Source organism: Candidatus Pantoea multigeneris (genome assembly GCF_011752615.1).
In the GTDB taxonomy this organism is placed as follows: Bacteria; Pseudomonadota; Gammaproteobacteria; order Enterobacterales; family Enterobacteriaceae; genus Pantoea; species Pantoea multigeneris.
Map to the genome: position 1 here is coordinate 20,434 of NZ_VWXF01000014.1, position 23,640 is coordinate 44,073.

At 54.1% G+C, this 23,640-nt stretch carries 21 protein-coding genes and 1 riboswitch; of the genes, 12 read left to right on the forward strand and 9 right to left on the reverse strand.

The genetic code is table 11. The annotated features are described in order from the left end of the window. Nucleotides 1-72: 72 nt before the first annotated feature. Nucleotides 73-660, forward strand: a complete 588-nt coding sequence (locus F3J40_RS22325; RefSeq protein ID WP_167018165.1) for a LysE family translocator — start codon at nucleotides 73-75, stop codon at nucleotides 658-660. Between the two features lie 52 nt (nucleotides 661-712). Here the strand turns inward: F3J40_RS22325 and mqo are convergent, their stop codons facing one another. Continuing rightward, entirely contained in the window at nucleotides 713-2,317 is a 1,605-nt protein-coding gene (gene mqo / locus F3J40_RS22330; protein WP_017349904.1) for a malate dehydrogenase (quinone), read from the reverse strand. Between the two features lie 529 nt (nucleotides 2,318-2,846). Continuing rightward, nucleotides 2,847-3,089, reverse strand: coding sequence for a DUF1158 domain-containing protein (locus F3J40_RS22335; RefSeq protein WP_017349903.1), 243 nt, complete (start codon nucleotides 3,087-3,089; stop codon nucleotides 2,847-2,849). Nucleotides 3,090-3,364: 275 nt separating this feature from the next. On the opposite strand from F3J40_RS22335, the gene mntP reads away from it, so the two are divergent. The 5 genes from mntP (at nucleotide 3,365) to F3J40_RS22360 (ending at nucleotide 9,482) form a co-directional block, all read left to right on the forward strand. Continuing rightward, nucleotides 3,365-3,937 (forward strand): manganese efflux pump MntP, encoded by a 573-nt coding sequence (gene mntP / locus F3J40_RS22340; protein ID WP_167018167.1) that lies wholly within the window; start codon nucleotides 3,365-3,367, stop codon nucleotides 3,935-3,937. A 187-nt stretch (nucleotides 3,938-4,124) separates the two neighbouring features. After that, entirely contained in the window at nucleotides 4,125-4,961 is an 837-nt protein-coding gene (locus tag F3J40_RS22345; RefSeq protein WP_167018169.1) for a fumarylacetoacetate hydrolase family protein, read from the forward strand. A gap of 235 nt (nucleotides 4,962-5,196) precedes the next feature. Further along, nucleotides 5,197-6,627: a PTS trehalose transporter subunit IIBC gene (gene treB / locus F3J40_RS22350; RefSeq protein ID WP_167018171.1), complete on the forward strand. Its 1,431-nt coding sequence runs from the start codon at nucleotides 5,197-5,199 to the stop codon at nucleotides 6,625-6,627. Beyond that, nucleotides 6,627-8,309: an alpha,alpha-phosphotrehalase gene (gene treC, locus F3J40_RS22355; protein WP_167018173.1), complete on the forward strand. Its 1,683-nt coding sequence runs from the start codon at nucleotides 6,627-6,629 to the stop codon at nucleotides 8,307-8,309. Before treB ends, treC begins: the two co-directional genes overlap by 1 nt. Before the next feature lie 174 nt (nucleotides 8,310-8,483). Next, nucleotides 8,484-9,482, forward strand: coding sequence for an aldo/keto reductase (locus F3J40_RS22360; protein WP_167018175.1), 999 nt, complete (start codon nucleotides 8,484-8,486; stop codon nucleotides 9,480-9,482). An 83-nt stretch (nucleotides 9,483-9,565) separates the two neighbouring features. Here the strand turns inward: F3J40_RS22360 and F3J40_RS22365 are convergent, their stop codons facing one another. Beyond that, nucleotides 9,566-10,780, reverse strand: a complete 1,215-nt coding sequence (locus F3J40_RS22365) for an MFS transporter (protein WP_167018177.1) — start codon at nucleotides 10,778-10,780, stop codon at nucleotides 9,566-9,568. 182 nt (nucleotides 10,781-10,962) lie between these two features. Between F3J40_RS22365 and F3J40_RS22370 the strand changes: the two genes are divergently transcribed. Continuing rightward, nucleotides 10,963-11,886, forward strand: coding sequence for a LysR family transcriptional regulator (locus F3J40_RS22370; protein WP_167018179.1), 924 nt, complete (start codon nucleotides 10,963-10,965; stop codon nucleotides 11,884-11,886). 74 nt (nucleotides 11,887-11,960) lie between these two features. Further along, a riboswitch (Fluoride riboswitch) is annotated at nucleotides 11,961-12,033 on the forward strand. 85 nt (nucleotides 12,034-12,118) lie between these two features. After that, entirely contained in the window at nucleotides 12,119-12,496 is a 378-nt protein-coding gene (gene crcB / locus F3J40_RS22375; protein WP_017349894.1) for a fluoride efflux transporter CrcB, read from the forward strand. Between the two features lie 37 nt (nucleotides 12,497-12,533). Here crcB and F3J40_RS22380 read toward each other — a convergent pair whose 3' ends face one another. The 3 genes from F3J40_RS22380 to F3J40_RS22390 form a co-directional block, all read right to left on the reverse strand. Continuing rightward, a complete protein-coding gene (locus tag F3J40_RS22380) occupies nucleotides 12,534-13,142 on the reverse strand; it encodes an alpha/beta hydrolase (protein ID WP_167018181.1) in 609 nt (202 codons plus the stop codon). Next, a complete protein-coding gene (locus tag F3J40_RS22385; RefSeq protein WP_167018183.1) occupies nucleotides 13,135-14,094 on the reverse strand; it encodes a glutathione S-transferase family protein in 960 nt (319 codons plus the stop codon). Before F3J40_RS22385 ends, F3J40_RS22380 begins: the two co-directional genes overlap by 8 nt. A 105-nt stretch (nucleotides 14,095-14,199) precedes the next feature. Then, complete coding sequence (locus F3J40_RS22390; protein ID WP_167018184.1) at nucleotides 14,200-15,096, reverse strand: LysR family transcriptional regulator; 897 nt, start codon at nucleotides 15,094-15,096, stop codon at nucleotides 14,200-14,202. A gap of 122 nt (nucleotides 15,097-15,218) precedes the next feature. On the opposite strand from F3J40_RS22390, the gene F3J40_RS22395 reads away from it, so the two are divergent. Next, entirely contained in the window at nucleotides 15,219-16,343 is a 1,125-nt protein-coding gene (locus tag F3J40_RS22395; RefSeq protein ID WP_167018186.1) for a GNAT family N-acetyltransferase, read from the forward strand. Here F3J40_RS22395 and F3J40_RS22400 read toward each other — a convergent pair. Then, a complete protein-coding gene (locus F3J40_RS22400; RefSeq protein ID WP_167018299.1) occupies nucleotides 16,340-18,172 on the reverse strand; it encodes an ABC transporter ATP-binding protein in 1,833 nt (610 codons plus the stop codon). The genes F3J40_RS22395 and F3J40_RS22400 overlap by 4 nt on opposite strands. Before the next feature lie 109 nt (nucleotides 18,173-18,281). Then, nucleotides 18,282-19,199, reverse strand: coding sequence for a sugar ABC transporter substrate-binding protein (locus F3J40_RS22405; RefSeq protein WP_026042867.1), 918 nt, complete (start codon nucleotides 19,197-19,199; stop codon nucleotides 18,282-18,284). A gap of 281 nt (nucleotides 19,200-19,480) precedes the next feature. Here F3J40_RS22405 and F3J40_RS22410 point away from each other — a divergent pair, with 281 nt between their 5' ends. Next, nucleotides 19,481-19,981: a TIGR00645 family protein gene (locus F3J40_RS22410; RefSeq protein ID WP_026042866.1), complete on the forward strand. Its 501-nt coding sequence runs from the start codon at nucleotides 19,481-19,483 to the stop codon at nucleotides 19,979-19,981. Here the strand turns inward: F3J40_RS22410 and F3J40_RS22415 are convergent, their stop codons facing one another. Then, nucleotides 19,982-20,920 carry a LysR family transcriptional regulator gene (locus F3J40_RS22415; protein ID WP_167018188.1) on the reverse strand — a complete coding sequence of 313 codons (939 nt, stop codon included), beginning with the start codon at nucleotides 20,918-20,920 and terminating at the stop codon, nucleotides 19,982-19,984. A gap of 95 nt (nucleotides 20,921-21,015) precedes the next feature. On the opposite strand from F3J40_RS22415, the gene F3J40_RS22420 reads away from it, so the two are divergent. Then, on the forward strand, nucleotides 21,016-22,224 hold the full coding sequence (locus F3J40_RS22420; protein WP_167018190.1) for an MFS transporter: 1,209 nt from the start codon (nucleotides 21,016-21,018) through the stop codon (nucleotides 22,222-22,224). Between the two features lie 64 nt (nucleotides 22,225-22,288). Continuing rightward, nucleotides 22,289-23,623, forward strand: coding sequence for a cation:proton antiporter (locus F3J40_RS22425; protein ID WP_167018301.1), 1,335 nt, complete (start codon nucleotides 22,289-22,291; stop codon nucleotides 23,621-23,623). Nucleotides 23,624-23,640 lie beyond the last annotated feature (17 nt).

Genomic DNA, 23,640 nt, shown 5'->3' on the forward strand with positions numbered 1-23,640 from the left:
GATAATTGTGTCTCTGTTACCATTGTCTTTTGCGCTTTAGCATGGCCTGAGTTGCTAAACAGGAGCCAGACCATGCTTGATCCCTCATTTTTCAGTTACGTCACCGTCATGTCGATCACCCCAGGGCCAAACAATTTGCTGCTGGCGACCTCCGGCGTGAACTTTGGTCTGCGTCGTACGCTACCCATGGTGTTTGGCATTTTGCTGGGCTGCGCGGTACAGACGGTGTTGGCCGGTGTGGCGCTGGAGGTATTACTGCACTGGATGTCCTCTATTCGCCTCCCCCTGACGCTGGCGGGATGTAGCTATCTCCTGTGGTTATCGTGGAAGTTATGGCGTGCGGGTGCGCCACAGGAAAATGCTGAAGCCCGTCCGATGACGTTGCTCGGTAGCGCTTGTTTTCAGGCCATCAACCCGAAAGCCTGGCTAATGGCGAGCAATGTCGCGCTGTTGTACAGCGCCAGCAGTGGGCTGTTCACGGTGATGATCGGGTTTATGTTGCTGAACCTGCCCTGCATCCTGGTATGGGCAGTGATGGGCGACCGCCTGCGAGTCCATCTGCAAAGTGCCGCAAAACGGCGGCTGTTTAATGGCGTAATGGCGTTGTCATTGGTGGCGACCACCGGTTGGATGCTGAGTGATGCGCTTGCCCTGCTCTGACGGACATAAAAAAGCCCGGCACAGGCCGGGCTGATTACGTGCCGTCAGGGTTTTACTTTCCCACAACGTGCGCCGTTTCGCGTGCTTCATCGTTAGCGGCAGTTGGCGTGACCGGAGCATAGGTCAACTGCAATACGCGACTGGTATCCGCCAGCACTTTCTCCGTCAGCGCGACATCACCATTCAGCTTACGACCCCATGAAGGGATCACCGCACGAATACGAGTCTGCCACTCGGGTGACTTCATCTGCTCAGGGCACATCTTCTGCAGCAGTTCTAACATAATTGGCGCGGCGGTTGAGGCACCCGGCGAAGCGCCCAGCAGTGCGGAAATTGAACCATCATTCGAGGTCACAACTTCGGTTCCGAGGCGCAATACGCCACCCTGTTTGCCATCTTTCTTGATGATCTGCACACGCTGGCCTGCCGTCACCAGACGCCAGTCCTCTGCTTTCGCTTGTGGGACATACGCGCGCAGGGCTTCCAGGCGGTCGTTATCGTTTTGCAGTACCTGTTCAACCAGATATTTCACCAAATCGAAATTCTTCAGACCGACCTGCACCATTGGGAACAGGTTGCCGCCGTTCAGCGAGCTGAACATATCCAGCAGTGAGCCTTGTTTCAGGAATTTGGTTGAGAAGGTCGCAAACGGGCCAAACAGCAGCACTTGCTTGCCATCCAGCACGCGCGTATCGACGTGTGGGACTGACATCGGCGGCGCGCCCACGCTGGCTTTGCCGTAGACCTTCGCCATATGTTGCTGCACCACTTCCGGGTTTTCCGTTACCAGGAATGAGCCACCCACTGGGAAACCCGCGTAACCCTGCACTTCAGGAATGCCTGATTTCTGCAGCAGAGGCAGCGCGGCACCGCCAGCACCGATAAACAGTTTATGGGCAATCAGTGTGCGTGAGCTGTTGGTGGTCAGATTGTGCAGCTTCACCTGCCAGCGGCCATCGTTCAGGCGTGTAATATCACGCACTTCCTGACGGAGTTGCAGGCGGAAATTCTCTTTTTTCTCTAATGAAGCGATCAGCTGGCGCGTCACTTCACCAAAGTTCACATCGGTGCCCATCTCGGTCCAGGTGGCAGCCACTTTCTGGCCAGGCTCACGGCCATTCATCACCAGCGGGATCCAGTCACGGATTTTGTCCGCATCATCCGAGAAGTGCATTCCACGGAACAGGGTACTTTTTTGCAGCGCATCAAAACGTTTGCGTAGGAACGAAACGTTATCATCACCCCAGACGAAGCTCATATGCGGCGTACTGTTGATAAAGCTGCGCGGTGTATGCAAATTGCCTTTCTGAACATGGTAAGCCCAGAACTGGCGTGAGATCTGGAAAGACTCGTTGATCGCAACGGCTTTGCTGATATCAATCGTGCCATCCGCATTCTGCGGCGTATAGTTCAGCTCAGCCAGTGCGGCGTGACCGGTCCCGGCATTATTCCAGCCGTTAGAGGACTCTTCAGCAATGATGTCCAACCGCTCGACCATTTCAATGGTCCAGTCGGGTTCCAGGTCCTGTAACCAGGTCCCCAGGGTGGCACTCATTACGCCTGCGCCGATCAACAACACATCGACTTCTTTTCTTTCCTGAACGCGGCCCGCAGCCACACTCATTGCCAGCGGCAGATTTACAGCAGTATTGCTCATGAGGCGAGATCTCCTCTCCTGTTGACCTGATACTCAACAGAATCGCAGGCGAAATAGTCACGCTTCTGCAGGGCGTGTGAAGCTATTTCTCAAAGGTTAAGACTCAGGTTCTGTTAAGGGGTGATAACGTAACTGCACGTTATGCTATAGCTGTCGAATATAACATTCTCGCATTGGATTTAAACGTTTGTTTATTTTTTAAAGGCGGAAATGATTCAGCATAAGAATTAATCATCCCGCCCGCGCTGTCATAAGGGAATTTTTAGCGCTAACTCAGGAGGTTATGACGTAAAAATGTTGCATAAATGCGTCATAACAGAGAGAAGAGGCGGACAACAGAAAAAATCTCAGTCTGTTTAACTGGCTGAAAATGTTAACTATTTGTTGCGTGGTGAAATCGTGCGCTTTCACAGAAACGGGGCTTTTTTGGGCGTCGTGTAAAAATAATGTTACATTTTTGCGGCAAAAATCTTCGCCTCATGCAGCGCCGGGCCATAAGTGCTGGCTTATGGCATCGGCTGCCGATCATTCAACGCGCAGAGCTTCGCCGCCACAGGAAGCGAATGACGAAAAACTCCACCGTGCCCATCAAGAGAAACCACACGCAATAGATAATGGTGTAGAGCTGGTTGAGATCCTGGAGGTGCAAAGTCGATTGGATCTGCTTTGCCATCTGCAGACCAAACGACGGCGCAGGCAAAAGCAGCGCGGAGAGAAAGCCCAGTAGCAGAATACCACCAGGAATAATGAGGGTTTCTAACGGATTTTTCATACTTATCTTCCCAAATCACCAGGCGGGTATTGTCCGGTAATCCTCCGATTGCTTCAATCCCGCGTTTAACCTGGCCTGAAAAATGCTTATACAGCACTAACTTAGCCACTAAATTTAGCCATGCGTAAAAGTTATAGCCTTTGCTATATTTAAACCCCTGATTTTGCTGTCTTTTTTTATGCGGTTTCACATGGTAGACTGCGCGCACTTTTTGTTAATCATAAAAATATGCGAATCACGCAGGCTGTGACGCGTGTGAACGCTATTGGATGCATATGACTTTTATCGCCACCCTGATTCTGGCCTTCGGCATGTCGATGGATGCTTTTGCTGCAGCACTGGGCAAAGGTGCCGCCTTACATCGCCCGGGTCTGAAAGAAGCCTTCCGTACCGGATTGATCTTCGGTGTGATTGAAATGCTCACGCCATTAATTGGCTGGGGTATTGGCCTGATGGCGAGTCGCTACATCATGGCCTGGGATCACTGGGTGGCTTTTGTTCTGCTGACGGTGCTGGGCGGCAGAATGATCATGGAAGGTATGCGCCAAACGGCAGGAGAGCCTTGTGAAGCGCCGCAGAGCCACGGCTTCATGGTGCTGGCACTGACAGCCGTAGCGACCAGCCTTGATGCACTGGCGGTCGGCGTGGGCCTGGCGTTCCTGCAGGTGAATATTGTCACTACTGCTTTGATGATTGGCATGGCGACCACCGTCATGGCGACCACCGGCGTGCTGGTTGGACGCTTCATCGGCCCGGTGCTGGGTAAGTGGGCTGAAGTGCTGGGCGGTGTGGTATTGATCGCGATTGGTTTTACTATCCTGTCTGAACATCTCGGCATCTTCGCCTGATTCCCCCCTTTATCGCGTTCCCACAAAGGGGGCGCGATAATCTGCTGTATATCCCGCCGACAGCTGCCTCCACTGGTGGCTTAACAACAAAAAGTGCTTTGAAACGAAAAAAAATGCTTAGATGCCGATTTTTTGCGCCAGTTTTGTTACCCTGCGCGCGATTTTCGAAATCCATAATGAGGCAGTAATGCAGCTTTGCAGTTTTTATCATTTAGACCAGGCAACGAAGAGTTTTGGTATCGTAGTAGAAGAGGGGATTGTGGACCTTGGCGCGCGCTTCGGTAGCGACTGTCCAGACCTGAAAACCCTGCTTGCACGTAATGGCTTAGGCGACCTCGCCGGGTTGGCAAAACAACCCGCTGATTACCCCCTTTCTGCAGTGCGTCTCCTGCCGGTGATTGAAAACCCAGGTAAGGTGTTCTGTGTCGGCATGAACTACGCCGATAAGCGCAAAGAGTTTGCAGAAACCCAGGATGCACCCACGCTGTTCATCCGCTTTGCCGATTCTCTGGCAGGCCACGAAGCTAAGTTGTTAAAACCGGAAGTCACGCAAGAGTTCGATTTTGAAGGCGAGTTAGCCGTCATCATCGGTAAACCCGCACACGCAGTGAAAGCCGAAGATGCGCTGGACGTGGTTGCCGGTTACAGCTGCTTTATGGATGCCACCGTACGTGACATGCAGTTCACCTGGTTTACCGCCGGGAAAAACTGGCCGCAAACCGGTGGTTTCGGTCCCTGGATGACCACGGCGGATGCGATTGGCGATCCGCAGCAGTTAGCAATTAAAACCTTCCTGAACGGTCGCGAAGTGCAGAACGACACCACCGGCAGTATGGTGCACAAAGTTGCCAGTATCATTGAGTATATCTCAGCGTTCAGCCCTCTCTCACCGGGCGACGTGATCATCACCGGTTCACCGGGTGGCGTAGGTAAAAAACGTACCCCACCACTGTTTATGTTCTCGGGTGATGTGATCGAAGTTGAGATTGAAAAAATCGGGCGTTTGCGTAATACCATTGCCTGAAATCAACCCTGTAATTCGCGATGAATTACAGGGTTTTTTATATAATTAGCTTTTCTATTTACTTAAACACGTTAATTTAATTAGTTGGATCATCGTCAGGTTTTTATTTATTTAACGTTGTTTGTTTATTGCTTTTTTTGTGATCTGCGATAACTTAAAGAGATATTTTTGTCGACATAAATCCCGTGCTGTTTATTATTTTTAGCTGTTGTTTTTTAGCACACTAAGGGATTTCATGAGCAAAGTTGATAATAAAATAATCCATGAGCTTATTACACTGGTAGGCGGGAAAGAGAACGTAGCTTCACTCTCTCACTGCATTACGCGGCTGCGATTCGTGTTGCACCGGCCAGAACAAGCCAATCCAGAGGCTATCCGCCAGTTAGCAGGCATCAAAGGCTGTTTTGCTAACGCTGGACAGTTCCAGGTGATCATCGGGGTTGATGTCGATAATTACTATCATGCGTTAATTAAACAGCTAAATATATCCCATCAAGAATCCGGAGATATTAAATCAGCAGCGAGAAGTAACATGAAGCCACATGAGGCTTTGTTGTCGCACTTCGCTGAGATATTTTTCCCACTGTTACCGGCATTAATAAGTGGCGGCCTGATTCTTGGCATTCGTAATGTATTGGGGGATGTGGTCTTTAGTGACGGAAAGACCCTGGTACAATCCTGGCCCGGTATTCAAGGGTTGTATGATTTCTTGTGGCTAGTCGGCGAAGCCATCTTCTTCTATTTACCCGTCGGTATTTGCTGGTCTGTCGCGCGCAAAATGGGGACTTCGCCCATTCTGGGTATCGTGCTGGGTATCACGCTGGTTTCACCTCAACTCATGAATGCTTATCTGCTAGGCAGTGAAGCACCTGCCGTATGGGATTTCGGGTTGTTCCAGATTGAACGGGTAGGCTACCAGGCGCAGGTGATTCCGGCACTGTTTGCTGGGCTGGCGCTGGCCTTCATCGAACGCAGGCTCAGGCAGTGGGTGCCAGCCTCATTGACGTTGGTGGTGGTGCCTGTCACGTCACTCTTGATCGCGGTGTTTTTAGCCCACAGCCTGATTGGCCCCGCCGGACGCGCGGTGGGTGAAGGTCTGGCGTTTGTTATCCGCCAGACGATGACCGGCAGTTTTGCTCCGGTGGGAACGGCGCTGTTTGGTTTCTTTTATGCGCCAATGGTGATTACCGGCGTTCATCAGACCACGCTGGCGATTGATATGCAGATGATTCAGTCCATCGGAGGCACACCCGTGTGGCCTGTCATTGCACTCTCCAATATCGCTCAGGGCGCTGCTGTGGTGGGTATCATCATCGCCAACCCCGATCGCCGTGAACGTGAACTCACGGTGCCAGCAGCCATCTCCGCGTGGCTGGGTGTGACGGAACCGGCCATGTACGGCGTGAACCTGAAATATCGCTATCCGATGCTGTGTGCGATGATCGGTGCTGCCCTGGCCGGTTTCATCTGTGGCCTGAATCAGGTCTTAGCGAACGGGATCGGCGTTGGCGGTATTCCAGGTATTCTCTCAATCCAGCCCGCTTTCTGGTCAGTGTTTGCTGTTGCCATGCTGGTGGCGATTCTGGTGCCGATGTTGCTGACCATCATTCTGTTCCGCCGCAATCTTAAATCAGCCGCAGTACAAGCCCAGCAGGAGCCAGCATAATGCAGGAAAGTCATGCTCTCGCAGCATTGCCCTGGTGGCGTACGGCCACCGTTTATCAAATCTATCCCAGGAGTTTTCAGGACAGTACCGGCAGTGGCATTGGCGATCTCGCAGGGATTACGCAACGGCTGGATTACCTCAGCGCGCTGGGCGTGGACGCACTGTGGATCACTCCCTTTTTTACCTCGCCGCAGGTCGATAATGGTTATGACGTGGCGGACTATTACGCGATAGATCCGATGTTTGGCACGCTCGAAGCGTTTGAACAACTGGTCACTCAGGCCCATCAACGTGGCTTGCGCATTATTCTCGATATGGTGTTTAACCACACCTCCACCCAGCACGAGTGGTTCCAGCGTGCCGAGAATGGCGAGTTTCCGTGGGTTGATTTTTATATCTGGCGTAAAGGCTCACCCGATGCGCCACCCAATAACTGGCAGTCCAAGTTTGGTGGGAGTGCCTGGGCGTGGAGCGAGAAGCGTCAGAGTTACTATCTTCACCTGTTCGCGCCGGAGCAGGCCGATCTCAACTGGGAAAATCCGCTGGTGCGTGCGGCACTGAAATCGGTATGCCACTACTGGGCCGATAAAGGGGTCGATGGCTTGCGGCTGGATGTGATTAACCTGGTGTCGAAGCAGCAAGATTTTCACGATGACATTGAGGGCGGTGATGGGCGCAGTTTTTACACTGACGGGCCACGTATCCATGAGTTTTTGCAGGAGTTTAACCGTGAGGTGTTTGCGCCACGAGGCTTGATGACGGTAGGAGAGATGTCCTCAACTTCGCTAGCGCGCTGCCAGCGCTATGCTGCACATACCGCACAAGAGCTGTCGATGGCGTTTAACTTCCATCATCTCAAGGTGGACTATCCGGCGGGCAATAAATGGGCGCTGGCTGCACCCGATTATATTGCCCTCAAACAACTGTTTGCCCAGTGGCAGCAGGGCATGTGCGGCATCGCCTGGAGCGCGCTGTTCTGGTGTAACCACGATCAGCCACGCATCGTGTCACGCTTTGGGGATGATGGCGAACACCGCAGTACGGCAGCAAAATGTTGGGCAATGTTACTGCATGGTATGCAGGGAACGCCGTTTATCTATCAGGGTGAAGAGATTGGGATGACCAATCCGCACTACAGCCGGATTGATCAGTACCAGGATGTGGAGAGCCGCAACATCCATGCTGCATGGCTGGCCGCCGGGCAGGCGGAGAGTGAGATTCTGGCGATACTGGCCAGTAAATCGCGTGATAACAGCCGCACACCGATGCAGTGGGAAAGCAGTGAGCAAGCTGGATTCACCACAGGCATTCCCTGGCTACCGCTGGCGGATAACGTACAGCAGGTCAATGTGCAGGCGGCGCTGGCGGATGATGAGTCGGTGTATTACACCTATCAGCGGCTGATTGCGCTGCGTAAGCGTTACGCCATTCTGACGCTGGGAAACTATCAGGATCTCCAGCCGCAACATGCTGCGGTCTGGTGTTACCAGCGCCGCTGGCAGGGGCAAACGCTGTTAGTGGTCGGCAATATGACGGCAGAAACCCAGCGTTTTCAGGTTCATGTCGAAGCAGCCGAGTGGCAGGTGTTGCTCAGCAATTATCCGGTGCCACCTAAGCCTGAGGCTATCCGCCGACTACGGCCTTTTGAAACCAGCTATTACTATTTGCCTGTTAAACCGTAATTAATCCTGATCGCCGAACAGGTGATGCTCGCCATTTTGTCGGCTAACCTGTTCTTTTTTAAAAAAGCCAAAACAACGAAGGCGTGTATTAATACCTTTTCTGTATCACAAAACTGGAAATTCAGAAACCGTCATAGGGGTGGAACAATAGTCTTTCTGAAAACAGGAGAAACTATGCGTACCCGAAACTTATCCCAAAATCTTAGTGTGAGTGCCATCGGCTATGGCGCCATGGGCTTGAGCGAGTTTTATGGCGACACAGATGACGCGGCATCCTTGCAGCTCTTACATAAGCTGGTGGATTTAGATATTAATTTCATTGATACCGCCGACCAGTATGGCCGGGGCCACAATGAGCGTCTTATTGGTCACTTTCTTGCACGCCTTGATAAGGCAACGCGAGAGCAGTTTAAAATTGCGACCAAGTGTGGAGTATTCCGTTCACCTGATGACGCTTACGCGCGAACCATCATTAATCAACCCGATTATATTACCCGCTGCTGTAATGAATCACTTAAACGCCTTGGCGTAGAATGCATTGACCTGTTCTACCTTCACCGGATTAACCATGAGACACCGATTGAAGAGAGCATGGCGTGTCTGAAGCAACTGGTCCAGCAGGGTAAAATTAAACATATTGGTCTGTGTGAAGTCTCGGCCGCAACACTTCGTCGAGCGTATGCGGTGCATCCCGTCACTGCGCTACAAACAGAGTATTCACTCTGGACGCGTGACATTGAAGACGACATTCTGCCCACGGTAAAAGAACTGGATATTGGGCTGGTGCCTTACTCGCCATTAGGCCGGGGCTTTTTAACCGGCAAGTACCTAAAAAACAGTGATTTTGCCGATGGGGATTTCCGCAAACACAACGACCGCTTCGTACAGTCCAACCTCGATCATAACGCTCAGCTGCTGGAGGCTATTCGCCCTCTGACGGAGAAATATCACTGCACCCCAGGCCAGATAGCCATCGCCTGGCTGCTGGCTCAGTATGAGAAATTAGTGCCAATTCCCGGCACCAAACATACAGATTATCTGGTAGAAAATGCACAAGCGGCAGAGATTACCCTCGAAGATAAAGATATTGCGTTGCTGAATGGCATTCATCATCGCGTTGAAATTAAAGGTGGGCGCTACTCTGCGGAAGGAATGAAAGGCGTTAATGCCTGACGGATAAGCCAGACAGGTAAAAAAGAAGCCAGAGTGCAAAAATCCGTAATCTCTTAAGGATTACGGATTTTTTTATCCATTGATCAGTGTCTTGGTGCGAGCACCGTGTTTTCCACGCGCTTAACTTTGGCAGGAATGACAGCGACCAGCAGCACAGAAAGCGCAATCGCCGTACCCGCAACGCGATACAGCATCGGAAGAGAATAGGCGGAAACTATCCATGCGCCCACTGATGCTCCAACGCCAATTGCCGTATTGAAAAATGAAACGTAAACCGCTGAAGCTGGGAAAACTTTATCCTCCGCCATACGTAGTACCCAGGTCTGGAAACCTACAAAGATTCCTGAAATTGCCACACCCCAGATGATGATTGAGGCAAAGACTGCGGTACCTGAGAGGGTAGAACCCGATAATCCAAGAAACAGCAGCACTGCACCAATCAGCAAGACTGAAATGGAGACGGTGGGTTTGAGATATTTGTCGATCACCAGACCGGTGAGGAAGTTGCCAACCAGTCCGGCAATACCGTAAAAAAACAGCACCATCGGGATGATTGATTTCCCCAAGGCCGCTTGTGTATTCAACCACGGCTCAATGTAGGTGAAGGCGGCAAAGTGCGCAGTTACGGCCAACAGCGTGGCAGAGTAAATTTTCCACAATGTAGAGGATTTAAATACGCTTTTCAGTGCAGCAAATCCAATCGAACTTTTGCTGTTAATTTGCGGAATCAGTATCGTGATACCTATAAAAGCGATGACGCTGAGTACTGCCATCAACCAGAATGCTTGTCTCCAGCCAAAGTGAATGCCAATAAAGTTTGAAACGGGGACACCGAATACGCTGGCAGCGGAAACACCACCAAACACAATAGAGGTTGCAGCACCCACATATTTAGCCGGTACCATAGCAACCGCAGCCGCACCAATCATCGCCCAGAATGCGCCATGTGCTAACGCACCAATAATTCGCGCTGCAAGTAGCATTGAGTAAGTATTCACCGTGGCGGCGAAGACGTTAGAGAGAAATAGCACGATGGTTAACGTTAGCAAAAGGCGTTTTTTAGCGACATTGCCCAGAAATACCGAGGCAAAAAGTGCGCTTAACGCACCAACCCAGGCGTAAAGTGAAACGGTCATGCCTACTGCTGATTCGGACGCGTTCAAACCCTCAGCGATCGGTGTTAATAAACCAACGGGCGCGAGTTCAGTCGTCACTATAGTAAAGGTGGAAAGTGCCAGGATAAACAGAGCAAGCCACGATCGTAATGTCATCGTTTGTGGAGTATTTTCAATAGTCATATTTTACCTCGAAGTTATTTTAACGACGGTGATGGTTTTTAATATTTATGCAGTGATGAATGCGCTGTTTTTAAATAAAAACAGGGGGTGTTGGCGACGAGGTAAATTTATCAATTGACGAAATCGATGGAATTGTTAAATCTGTAATACAATTTAGGTATTGCCGCGACAGGATGGAATCTATGAGTACTGCAGTGCACCTTATCAGCAACAACCTGCCGAGTGTGAAGCAGCTACAGTGTTTTCTCGCAGTGGCCCATGAACTGAATTTTCGCCGGGCGGCTGAACGCCTGCGTATGACACAGCCCCCGCTGACCCGGCAGATTAAATGCCTTGAAGCCACCCTCGGCAAGCAGCTCTTCAGCCGAACGACACATGATGTCAGCCTGACCGAGGCTGGGCGGGCGTTGGTCGTGAAAGCGGAAAGCATTCTTTATGAACTCAATGCATTAAAATCAGGAACCCTGTTGAATGAAGGGAGCCTGCGAATTGGTCTTACCCGCACGCTTAATTTTGAGTTGATATCACCAATTAGCGATAAGCTGATCGAACTTGATGCCGTCAATGACATTGAGACGCCGAATCTGACTTCGGCTCAGCTACTACAGTGCTTATCTAAAAATACCCTTGATCTGGTGCTTACCGGCGAAAAGAGCCTCGGCCATGAAGACACCGTGCGGTATCGCTGGGTGTGCCGTGAACCGCTGTTAGTTGCGATGCCCTCTGCCCATCCTGCCAGCCTGAAAGAAAAAGTAGCGCTGGAAGATGTCGCTGATTTACCGCTGTTCTGGTTTTCGCGCAGTACGAATCCGCTGTTTTACGATAAGTGTGAAAATTACTTTTCCCGGCTGCGCTTTTCACTGAAAAGAGTGAAAGAGCCTGATGACTCGCTGGTCATGCTGAGCCACATCGCCAGGGGAAAAGGATTCGCACTGATGCCGCAGTCAAAATGTACGTTTAATCAGGAAGGGCTGTGTTACCGCGCATTAACCGATGGCGAAGCGAATACCTTGAATATCGATATCTACGCCGCTACGCGCATTGATGAACAGCGTCAGCTTATTCTGGAGGCTCAGGAACGGCTATGCAGCGGTGAACGGGACTGAACCCGCCAGAGCAATAGCTGCGCTACTCAAAGATAAATGCCGCCGTTGTTTTACCGCCTGGCCAGCGTTATGCTGTGGCACAGGGTGATGGCGTTCCACCTTTCCCAACCGCCTGCTGATTCAGCGGCTGATGACGCCTGACATAATCCATAAACCTCACGTTGAGGCGGTGGAGTGTCAGGCACGTCCCGCCTCACGCCACCGCATACGTGTCTTACTTCGGAACTCACTCATGTTGAAGTCTTTACTGGCCGTAATGATTGGCGGCACCGCAGGCTGTACGCTGCGCTGGCTGCTGGCGATGCGTTTTAATGCTCTGTTCCCCAATTTGCCGCCTGGCACGCTGATCGTTAACCTGGTTGGCGGGTTTATCATTGGCGGTGCGCTGGCGTGGTTTCTGCGCAACCCGCAGCTCGATCCCGCGTGGAAGCTGTTAATTACTACCGGCTTCTGCGGTGGGCTGACCACGTTTTCGACTTTCTCGGCCGAAATTATGGTGCTGTTGCAGGGTGGGAAATATCTGTGGGCGATGGCCAGTGTGATGACGCACGTGATCGGTTCGCTGCTGATGACGTTTGCCGGTTTTGCCTTGGTGAATTTACTGGGATAGGCGCAAGGGTGCGTGAGTAGCGCACCCTTTCATGGACTTAATCGCGCAGACACTGGGCGATAAATGTCGCCGCCCGCAGAGCGCCTTCCGGGGAAATGGTGTGTTCGGTCGAGCGTTCATAGGCCAGTTCAACCGGTAGATCGGCTGCCCGCAAACGCTGACAGGCGCTTTCACTCTCTTGCCACGGAATCACGCCATCGGCCTGGCCATGAATCAATAAAGCCGGGGTGTGTTGCCGTGGGGTAAGGGCATCGTCGCACGCCAGACGCCCGGAAAACGCGACCACGCCCGCCAGTGGATAACGCCCGGTTGCCAGTGCATCCAACGCCATAATCGAGCCTTGCGAAAAGCCCACCAGAATCACCTTATCCCATGCTTCTGCCATGCCGTGCTGCGCCATAATCTGCGTCAGCGTGGCATCGAACGCCTCACGTGCTGCCTGCACACGCTGTGGCCGGTTGTCACTGGTGACGCCCGCCAGGCTAAACCACTGATAGCCGCCAAAGCCGCCTTCAAACTCAAAGGGGGCATTGGGTGCGGCAAACTTCACATCCGGCAGTAGGGTAGCCCAGTGCTGACCGAGCGGGGCGAGATCGGCCCCATTGCTGCCAACGCCGTGCAGAAAAATCACTAATGCTTTAGGCATGTCTGGTGTCCTGTAGTCCATATTCACTCATGTCCGGCCCGACAGGCACGATACCGTTCGGGTTGAGCGCTTTAATCGAGTAGTAGCCCTGCTTGATATGGTCGATATTGACCGTTTCACGCACGCCAGAAACCGCCAGCATACTCTTCAGATAGCGGCTCAGTCGCGGATAGTCGTGCAGGCGGCGCAAATTACACTTAAACAGGCCGTGATAGGCCACGTCAAAACGTACCAGCGTGACAAACAGACGGATATCCGTTTCGGTCAGGTGTTCGCCGAACAGGAAGGTACGGCCATCACTCAACCTTGCTTCCAGATCATCCAGCTCGCTAAACACCTCGGTAAATGCCTGCTGATAACTTTGCTGCGTGGTGGCGAACCCGGTGCGGTAAACGCCATTATTCAGGCGCGGATAGATCCGATCATTGAGTGCATCGATCTCCTGCTGCAAAGCGGCGGGATACAGATCATAGCGATCGTCCGCCAGCGTGCCAAAGCCGCTGTTCAGCATACGCAGGATATCCGCTGACTCATTGTTCACGATGGTATTCAGCTTTTTATCCCACAGCACCGGCACCGTGGCGCGTCCGGTAAAATCTGCGGCGGCGCGGGTATACAGCTCATGGAGATAGCGTGCGCCGTTCAGCGTATCGCGGTTCGCACCAGGATAATCACCAAAACCCCAGCCTTGCTCACCCAACTGGGGTTCCACGACGGAAACGCTGATGACCGACTGCAACCCTTTCAGGCTACGGGCGATCAGCGTGCGCGAGGCCCACGGGCAGATTAACGCTACATACAGATGGTAGCGATCGGGCTCTGCGGCAAATTCAGTGCTGCCGTCGTGGCTTATCCAGTGACGAAAACTGGAGGTCTGGCGGACGAAGCCACCCTGTTTATCTGTTGCCTGTACCGGGTGCCACTCTGCACTCCACTGACCGTTTACCAACATCGCTTTAGCTCCTGTATCTTTACTGCACACAGCTTAGCCTGCTGCCATAGCGGTGATAATCCGGGCAAAAAGGGAATAATTCCTTCCATAATGGAAGGAATGGCGTTAGTGAGCCGTGCTGGCAAAGTGGTGGGCGAGGAAATCAATCAGCAGGCGGGTTTTGTGTGCCAGATGACGTGCCGAAGGGTAGAGGGCGAACAGGCCAAGCGGCGGTTCAGCCCAGGATTCCAGTATCAGCGTGATGTCGCCACGATGCAGGGCACTGGCGGCGATAAAGTCAGGCAACCGCGCGATGCCGAGGCCTGCAACAGCCGCCTGTAAACAGGCTTCGGTATTGGAGAAGCGCAGTCGGCCTCGCACTGGCACATTGACCACTTCACCGCTACAGGAGACAAACGGCCAGTGCCACGGATCACGAAAATTGGTATCCGTAATGCACTGATGATGCTCAAGCTGGTTCCAGTGCTGCGGCGTGCCAAACTGTTGCAGATAGTGGGGGGCGGCAGCCACACAGATGTGGATGTCGCTGAGCCGTCGTGCCACCAGGCTGCTGTCGCTCAGATTGCCAATGCGAATCGCCAGATCAAAGCCCTCATCCACTACATTCGCGGGGCGATCGGAAAAGCTGACATCCAGCTCTATACGCGGATAGCGCCGGGCAAACTCCACCAGCACCGGGGAGAGCACCACGCTGCCAAAGGTGCCCGGCACGCTGATTTTCAGGCGTCCTACCGGGGATTGCGCGGTATCTCGCACTGAAGCATCCAGTGCGTCGAAGGCCTCCAGCAAGGTTTTCACCCGCTCATAGTAGGCCAGGCCCACTTCTGTGGGAGAAAGGGCGCGCGTGCTGCGTTTGAACAGTTGCACACCGAGCTGCTGCTCAAGGCGGGAAACCAGTTTTGACGCCTGGCCGCTGCTGGTGCCCAGGCGTGTGGCGGCGGCGGCGAAACTGCCGAGTTCCAGCACCGCAACAAACATGCGATCGCAGTCGAGCCGATCCATCTATCCACCCCTCAGGCTAAAAAAACCGAGTATACGGTCAGGTTGCATTCAGTGCCACCGGGCTTCCCCCGCACCGCAAAACCTGTTTGACTGACAACCTGCCCAGATTGAAGGAACCCCTGATGCCACTTCGCGCCTTGCACACTCTGACCGATATTGCGCCGGAAAACTGGGATCGGCTGCTGCCAGACGACCAGCCGTTTCTGCGCCATGCTTTTTTACTGTCGCTGGAAGAGAGCCACAGCGTGCGCCCGGAAGCGGGCTGGCGCAGTGAACATCTGGTGTGGCAAGAGGCAGGGAAAATTACCGCCGCCATTCCCGGTTACCGTAAACACAACTCATCGGGCGAGTACGTCTTTGACCACGGCTGGGCAGATGCCTGCCAGCGCTCGGGCATTCGCTATTATCCCAAATGGCTCGGGGCGATCCCGTTCAGTCCAGTAGGTGGCGCACGACTGCTGGGAGATGCGATGGCTGCGCGGCAACTGCTTGTCGACCTGCCCGATTATCTGGCACAGCAGGGCTTGAGCGGCGCACATATCAATTTCACCGATGCCCCGGCAGACGCACTATTAAGAGAGCAGCCACAGTGGCTGGAACGGCTCGGCTGTCAATATCACTGGCTTAATCACGGCTACGGGGATTTTCAGGATTTCCTCGCCACGCTGATGTCACGCAAGCGCAAGCAGATGCGTAAAGAGCGTGAGCAGGTGGCAGAGAGTGGTTTCACCTTTCGCTGGTATCAGGGCGATGAGCTAACGGAAACGCAGTGGGATTTTATCTACACCTGTTATGCCAACACCTACGCGGTGCGCGGCCAGCGCCCCTATCTGACCCGGCATTTCTTTAGCCTGCTGGCGGCCAGAATGCCGGAGCAAATTCGGGTGGTGATCGCCTCACTGGGCGAACAGCCAGTGGCCATGGCCTTCTACCTGATCGACAGCCACACCTTATATGGCCGTTATTGGGGGTGCCTGGCGGAGTTTAACCACCTGCATTTTGAAACCTGTTTCTACCAGGGCATGGAGTATGCGATTGCGCATGGTCTGCAACGTTTTGATGCCGGCGCGCAGGGCGAGCATAAGCTGGTGCGGGGCTTTGAGCCGCAACTGACCCGTTCCTGGCATCAGTTGCAGCATCCTGGCTTGCGTGAAGCGGTGGGGCAGTTTCTCAACGAAGAACGGGCAGGGGTGCGGGCCTGGGCCGTTGAGGCACGCGAGTCCCTGCCATTTCGGCGCGGCGATTAATCAACGCCGACAAAACCGCCGGTCTGATGTTGCCACAGGCGGGCATACAGGCCGTTTTTCGCCAGCAGTTCGTGGTGGCTGCCAATTTCGACAATCTGGCCCTTCTCTAACACAATCAGGCGATCCATTTTGGCGATGGTTGACAGGCGGTGAGCGATGGCAATCACCGTTTTGCCCTCCATCAACCCTTCCAGGCTCTCCTGAATCGCGGCTTCCACTTCAGAATCCAGCGCTGACGTGGCTTCATCCATAATCAGGATCGGAGCATCTTTCAGCAGCACTCGTGCAATGGCAATACGCTGGCGCTGCCCACCCGAGAGTTTTACGCCACGTTCGCCAACGTGCGCATCCAGCCCGGTTCGGCCCTGTGGGTCGGACAGCAGAGGAATAAACTCATCGGCGCGCGCGCGGTGAATCGCCTGTGCCAGCTCTTGTTCGGTCGCATCGGGGCGGCCATACAGCAGGTTATCGCGGATTGAACGGTGCAGCAGCGAGGTATCCTGAGTAATCATGCCAATCTGCCCGCGCAGGCTCTGCTGGCTGACTTGCGCAATATCCTGATCGTCGATCAAAATCTGGCCGCCGTTCAGGTCATACAGGCGCAGCAGGAGATTCACCAGCGTGGATTTACCCGCGCCAGAAGGACCAATCAGGCCAATTTTCTCCCCTGGCTGAATCTGCAAATTGAGGTGATTAATCACCTGACGGCTACCGTTGTAGTCGAAATGGACATCGGCAAAGCGGATCTCACCGCGCGTAACCCGCAGCGTTTTGGCCTGCGGTACATCCTGTACGCTCAGCGGCTGCGCAATGGTGGTCAGGCCATCCTGCACGGTACCGATATTTTCGAAAATACCGTTCACCACCCACATCACCCAACCCGACATATTGACCAGGCGAATCGCCAGACCGGTGGCCAGCGCAATCGCACCTACGCTTATCAGCGACTGGCTCCACAGCCACAGCGCCAGGCCAGAGGTTGCCACCACCAGAATGCCGTTGAGGGTCGAGAGGGTGACATCCATGCGGGTTACCATACGGCCCGCCTGCTGTGTGGTGTCCGTTTGCTCCTGAATCGCCGCTCTGGCGTGCTGTTTTTCCAGATCGTTATGGGCAAACAGTTTCAGCGTGGTGATATTGGTGTAGCCATCGACGATGGTGCCCATCAGTTTCGAACGTGCTTCGGAAGAGATCACCGAACGCGCTTTGACGCGCGGCACAAAGTAGCGCAGAGCAGCAATGTAAGTGAAGATCCATAGCAGCAGCGGGATCATCAGCCGCCAGTCGGCTTCGGCGAACAGAAACAGCGCCGTCAGGGCATAAATCAACACATGCCAGATGGCATCCACCAGCTGTACGGCGGAATCACGCAGGGAGTTACCGGTCTGCATAATGCGCTGGGCGATGCGCCCGGCGAAGTCATTCTGGAAAAAGTTAAGGCTCTGACGCAGCACGTAGTTGTGGTTCTGCCAGCGGATCATACTGGTCATGCCGGGGTTAATGGTCTGATGCACCAGCACATCGTGCAGCGCGATAAAAATGGGCCGCAGGATCATGGCGACAAACCCCATCCACAGCAGGACCGGCCAGTTATCGCGGAACAGCGTGGCAGGGGTAGAGTGGTTAACCAGGTCGATAATCCGGCTCAGGTAGCTAAACAGCGCGACCTCAATCAGCGCACCCACCAGCCCCACCACCAGTAAGATAGCGAAGCTTGGCCACACCTGGCGCAGGTAGTAGAGATAAAATGCGCCGACTTTGGTCGGCGGCGCATCGGTGGGTGCATCCTGGAAGATATTGATAAAACGTTCAAAACGGCGATACAACATAGTCACTTTTTCTCCGTCCGGTTAAGAGAACAGCTTAGCAAAGAACCGGCGGGTTTCTGACGTAACCTTGTGTCGATGCGTGTGATCGGCGCGCTTGAACGTAGATTTCCTACTTCGCTCGTTCTACATAGCTTTGCATATTTTCTTTGGTCACCAGCTCAAACGGGATCCAGCGGTGAGTATCGCGTTTTTCGCCTTTCACCAGCAGTCGCGCCTCTTCGACCGCTGCTTTACCCTGTCCGACCGCATCCTGGAAGACGGTGACGGCAATAGCACCGTTTGCCAGCGCTTTCAGGCCATCGGGTGTGGCATCAATGCCGCCGACCAGAATCGGATCTTTGACTTTGCTCTGGCGAATAGCCATGGCGGCACCGATCGCCATTTCGTCATTGTTTGCCGCAACGATATTGATGCTTTCGCCGTTGGTCAGCCATTTCAGCATCAGGTTCATCCCTTCGTCACGGGCATAGTTAGCGGTCTCTTTCAGGACCACTTTCATGTTCGGGTACTTTTTCACCACGTCTTCAACGTCTTTGGTGCGCTGTTTCGCACCGGAATCTGACAGGTTACCAATCATGATCGCGACATTGCCTTTGTAGCCCGCCATTTTTGCCAGTGCTTCCATCTGCAACGTGCCGGATTCGCGCTCGTCAGACCCGACAAACACCACGCCCGCAGGCAAGGTTTTATCGCCTGGTGCACGGTTCACATACACCAGCGGAATTTTGGCCTGCTGCGCCATCTTAGTCAGCACTGGGGTGCTGGCGGAGTCGACCGGGTCGACAATAATCGCGTCGACGCCGTTATTGATAAAATTTTGCACCTGATCGGTCTGTTTACCGGAATCGCCGTTGGCATCTTCGAACTGTGCCTCAACGCCCTGTGCTTTAGCCTCTTTCTCCATCGATTGACGGATGATGGTCAAAAAGTTCTGGTTGAAGTAGGCCATCGATACGCCAATTTTCTCTGCCAGCGCCGGAGCAGACATTCCCAGCAGGCACAGCAATACTAATGCAGATCTCTTCATCGCAAGCTCCCCGGTACTGATGTTTGGAATTTAATTTCCATTTTGATTTTAAATGGATCATTGAAACCATTTAGAGCCTACGGGGCAGCTAAAAATTGCACAACGGCGAGATAATGGCTTTGCTAACAAGCTCACAACCTGATTGCTTATCTACATGAAATCGCTTTGCTTATCTGCGCTGGCGCACAGTTTTCTCCCGGCCAAGACTTTTCTTGCTACTGAAATAAATTCACACAACATCCGGTATACTGCGGAAAATGTCTGATGAGGTGTGGGAAGTTATGGAACGTTTTACCGAAAACCTGATGTATGCATCACGCTGGCTGCTGGCCCCGGTCTATCTTGGCCTCTCTTTGGGCCTGCTGGCGCTGACCATCAAGTTTTTCCAGGAGTTGTATCATCTGCTGCCGGAGATTTTCAGCGTCAGCGAAAATGACCTGATCCTGCTGCTGCTGTCGCTGGTCGATATGACGCTGGTAGGCGGACTGTTGGTGATGGTGATGCTCTCAGGCTACGAGAACTTTGTTTCGAAGCTGGATATCGATGAACACAAAGAGAAGCTCAGCTGGCTGGGCAAAATGGACTCCGGCTCACTGAAAAATAAAGTGGCGGCTTCCATCGTGGCAATCTCTTCTATTCATCTGCTGCGGGTGTTTATGGAAGCGCGCAGCGTCGAGAACGACAAACTGATGTGGTATGTGATTATCCACCTGACGTTTGTCCTGTCGGCGTTTGTCATGGGCTACCTTGACCGCATGTCACGCTACGATAAAAGCCACTGATTAGCGCTGGCTGGCTGGACGCGCACCAGCTAACTGCGGCATCTCTTCACGCACCATCGCGAAGAAGTGCCGCAGCCGCGCCGGATAGTAACTGGCCCAGGGATAGGTCAGCCACACGGGCAGTGGGGGAGCCTGCCATTCGGGCACCAGCTGCACCAGAGCACCCTGCGCAATATCTTCCTGCACCACCCAGGCGGACATCACCGCCGCGCCCATTCCCGCCAGTGCTGCCCGACGCACGGCATACAGGCTATCGCTGCTGAGACGTGGAGCGATGGCGATATTCAGCGTTTCCCCGTCAGTTTGCCGCTGTAAGGCAATCTCTTTGGTGTAAAAACTGGTCAGTGCCAGCCACGGCAGGTCGGAGATGTGCTGGATGCTATTCATGGATGGATGACGCGCCAGTAAAGCGGGTGCGGCGACCACAATGCGCGGGACTTCGGCCAGCAAAATGGTCACCAGCGAAGTATCTGTTGGCGTACCGACCTGAATCGCACAGTCGATATTTTCTGCGATAAAATCCGGGGTGCGATCGTTCAGCATCCACTCCACGTTCAGGCGTGGATAGCGCTCCATCCATGACAGCAGCGGCGCAATCATCTGGTCCTGACCAAAAGCATGCGGTGCCCTCACGCGCAGTGTGCCAATCGGGTCGTCACTGGCACCGGTCAGTTCATCTTCCAGCGCGTGCCAGGTGGCTAGCAGCTGTCGGGCCTGCGCATAGCAACGCTCGCCATCATCGGTCAGCTTTAACGCGTGGGTGGTACGCAGGATGAGCTTCAGGCCAAGGCGCTGTTCCAGCGTCTGCAGGCGGCGGCTAATGGTCGGCTGCGTGGTTTCCAACTGCGCCGCAGCCGCAGACAGGCTGCCGCTCTCCACGATGCGGATAAAGGTCTGCATCAGTTCGATGCGATCAGAGGTGGCTGTGGTTTTGCTCATACGTTTCGCGTATATCCGTTTTGCTTTTTATCACTCTACCATGTATAGCTCGAACAGGGTTTAATAGCCGCATTGACCCCCTGGAGATAACAACCATGTCCGCGATTAACAGCATATCTGCTGCATCGACAGAAAAATTACCTGGCCCGCTGGTGTTCACCCTGGCCGCTGGCGCGGGTGTCTCCGTCGCCTCTATTTATTACAGCCAGCCGATGCTGGATATTATCAGCAAGCAGTTCCACGCCAGCATTGGTGGCGTCGGTATGATACCGATGCTGACCCAGGCAGGTTATGCACTGGGGATTCTGTTGCTCGCCCCGCTGGGCGATCGCCACGATCGCCGTCAGATCATCCTGATCAAAGGCTTGCTGCTGGTTGCCGCACTGCTGCTGTGTGGTTTCTCTGGCGGTCTGAATGCGATGTTAATTGCCAGCTTTGTTACCGGGCTGACCGCCACGGTAGCACAGGATATTGTGCCCGCTTCTGCTGCCCTCGCACCGGAGCGTAGCCGGGGCAAAACGGTAGGGACCGTCATGACCGGGCTGCTGGTGGGTATCTTGCTTTCCCGCGTAGTCAGCGGTTTTATGGCCGAATATTTTGGCTGGCGCAGCATGTACTACCTTGCCGCGGCGATGGTGCTGATGATCAGTGTTGCCCTGTGGCGTGCGCTGCCACGCTTCCAGCCGGGCACCAATGTCAGCTATCCGCGCTTGCTGCTCTCTCTGGCTCACCTGTGGCAGCACCACCAGACGCTGCGCCGTGCGGCACTGGCGCAAGGCTTGCTCTCCGTAGCGTTCAGCGCCTTCTGGTCAACGCTGGCGCTGATGCTAAGCGAACGTTTCCATCTTGATAGCGCCGTGGCAGGGGCATTTGGTCTGGCAGGTGCAGCGGGTGCACTGGCTGCACCGCTGGCAGGCAGCTTTGCTGACCGTATTGGCCCAGCGCGAGTGACGCAGGTTGGCGCGGGCCTGGTGACGGTGTCGTTTGGACTGATGTTCCTGCTGCCGCTGTTGCCACTGCCAGCGCAACTGGGGCTGATTATCCTCAGCACCATCGGTTTTGACCTCGGCGTACAGACCTCGCTGGTTGCTCACCAGAGCCTGGTGTACAGCCTTGCACCGGAAGCACGTAGTCGCCTGAATGCGCTGCTGTTCACGGTGGTCTTTATTGGTATGGCGGCAGGTGCGGCGCTGGGCAGCGCAGCGTTGGCCCACTTCGGCTGGACTGGCGTGGTGACGCTGGCCACGGCAGCGGGTGCGGCAAGTCTGGTTGTCCGCCTGTGCAGCAGCCATCTGAAAAACTGATCGCCGATAGAAACGCAATCCTGTGCCAGGCTTAAACATCATCTTCAGTGATTGTGGGAATATGATGGACTTTCTGGCCTGGACTGCAGCAACGGGCGCTTTACTGCTCTTAATGTCACTGGCTTCAGGGTGGATTCACCGTGGGCCAGTGACGTCATTTGGACTCTATCTGCTGGCCGGTATCCTCTGTGGCCCGTGGATGCTTGACCTGCTGCACCTCGATATTATCTCCCATGCCTCTCTGGCACTGCACATCACCGAAATCACGATGGCGGCCTCATTGTTTATCACGGGCCTTAAGCTACGCCTGCCGCTGCGCGCGCACAGTTGGCGCATCGGGCTGAGGTTAGCCTTCCCAGCGATGCTGCTGACGGTAGCCGGGATGGCGCTGTTAATGCATTGGCTAACCGGATTCTCCTGGCCGTTGTGTCTGGCGTTTGGCGCGATTGTCGCCCCGACCGATCCGGTGTTAGCCAGCCTGATTTCCGTGAATGATGCTCGTGATGACGATGCGCTGCGCGTTGCCCTCTCCAGCGAAGCAGGCATGAACGACGGCTCTGCGCTACCGCTGCTCATGCTGGCAGTGTTGCTGCTCAATCATGACAATACCGACCTGACTGCGGTGGGCAGTTGGTTTGGCGTCGATGTCCTTTGGGCGATTGGCGGTGGCCTCCTCCTGGGCTATGCGTTAGGCCGGCTGATTGGCCTGCTAGCCACGCATCTGCGTAGCGCGCATGAGGATACTGCGCCGAATGATTTTCTCGCCCTGGCGCTGATCGCCCTAAGCTATGCGATTGCTCAGTCGCTGGATGCTTCCGGTTTCCTCGCCACTTTCGCCGCTGGCGTCGGGTTACGACGGGCTGAGTTGCAGGTGGTGCGGCGCTATCCGCCGCAAGATCTGCCAGAAGATCAACGAGTGATGCCTGCGGAAACGTTGGTGAATCCCAATCAGCGTTTAGAACACGGCGGCAGCGGCATGGTGAAATCCGTGGGTTTGGTGGTCGGCGATGCTCTGTCGTTTGGTGACACCATTGAACGCCTGCTGGCTGCCGCGATGATGGTAGTGCTTGGCGTGACGCTGGCGCAGCACTGGAACGTCACCGGTATTGTGTTGGGTCTGTTGTTATTTGCCATCGTACGCCCGCTGGCGGTGTGGCTAACCACCCTGGGTTGCGGTATTCCTCTGGACCAACGGCTGTTGATTGGGTGGTTGGGGATTCGCGGCATTGGCAGTATCAACTATATTGCCTGGGCGTCGGTGCACGGCATGGTGGGAAACCAGGCGCAGGTGGTGATCGATATGGCCCTGACATTAGTGGTTTGCAGCATTGTGGTGCATGGTGTGACGGTTACGCCACTCCTTAACTGGCGTGCTGCACGCCAACGCAATCAGGCTTAAAATAGGTTCCGTACATT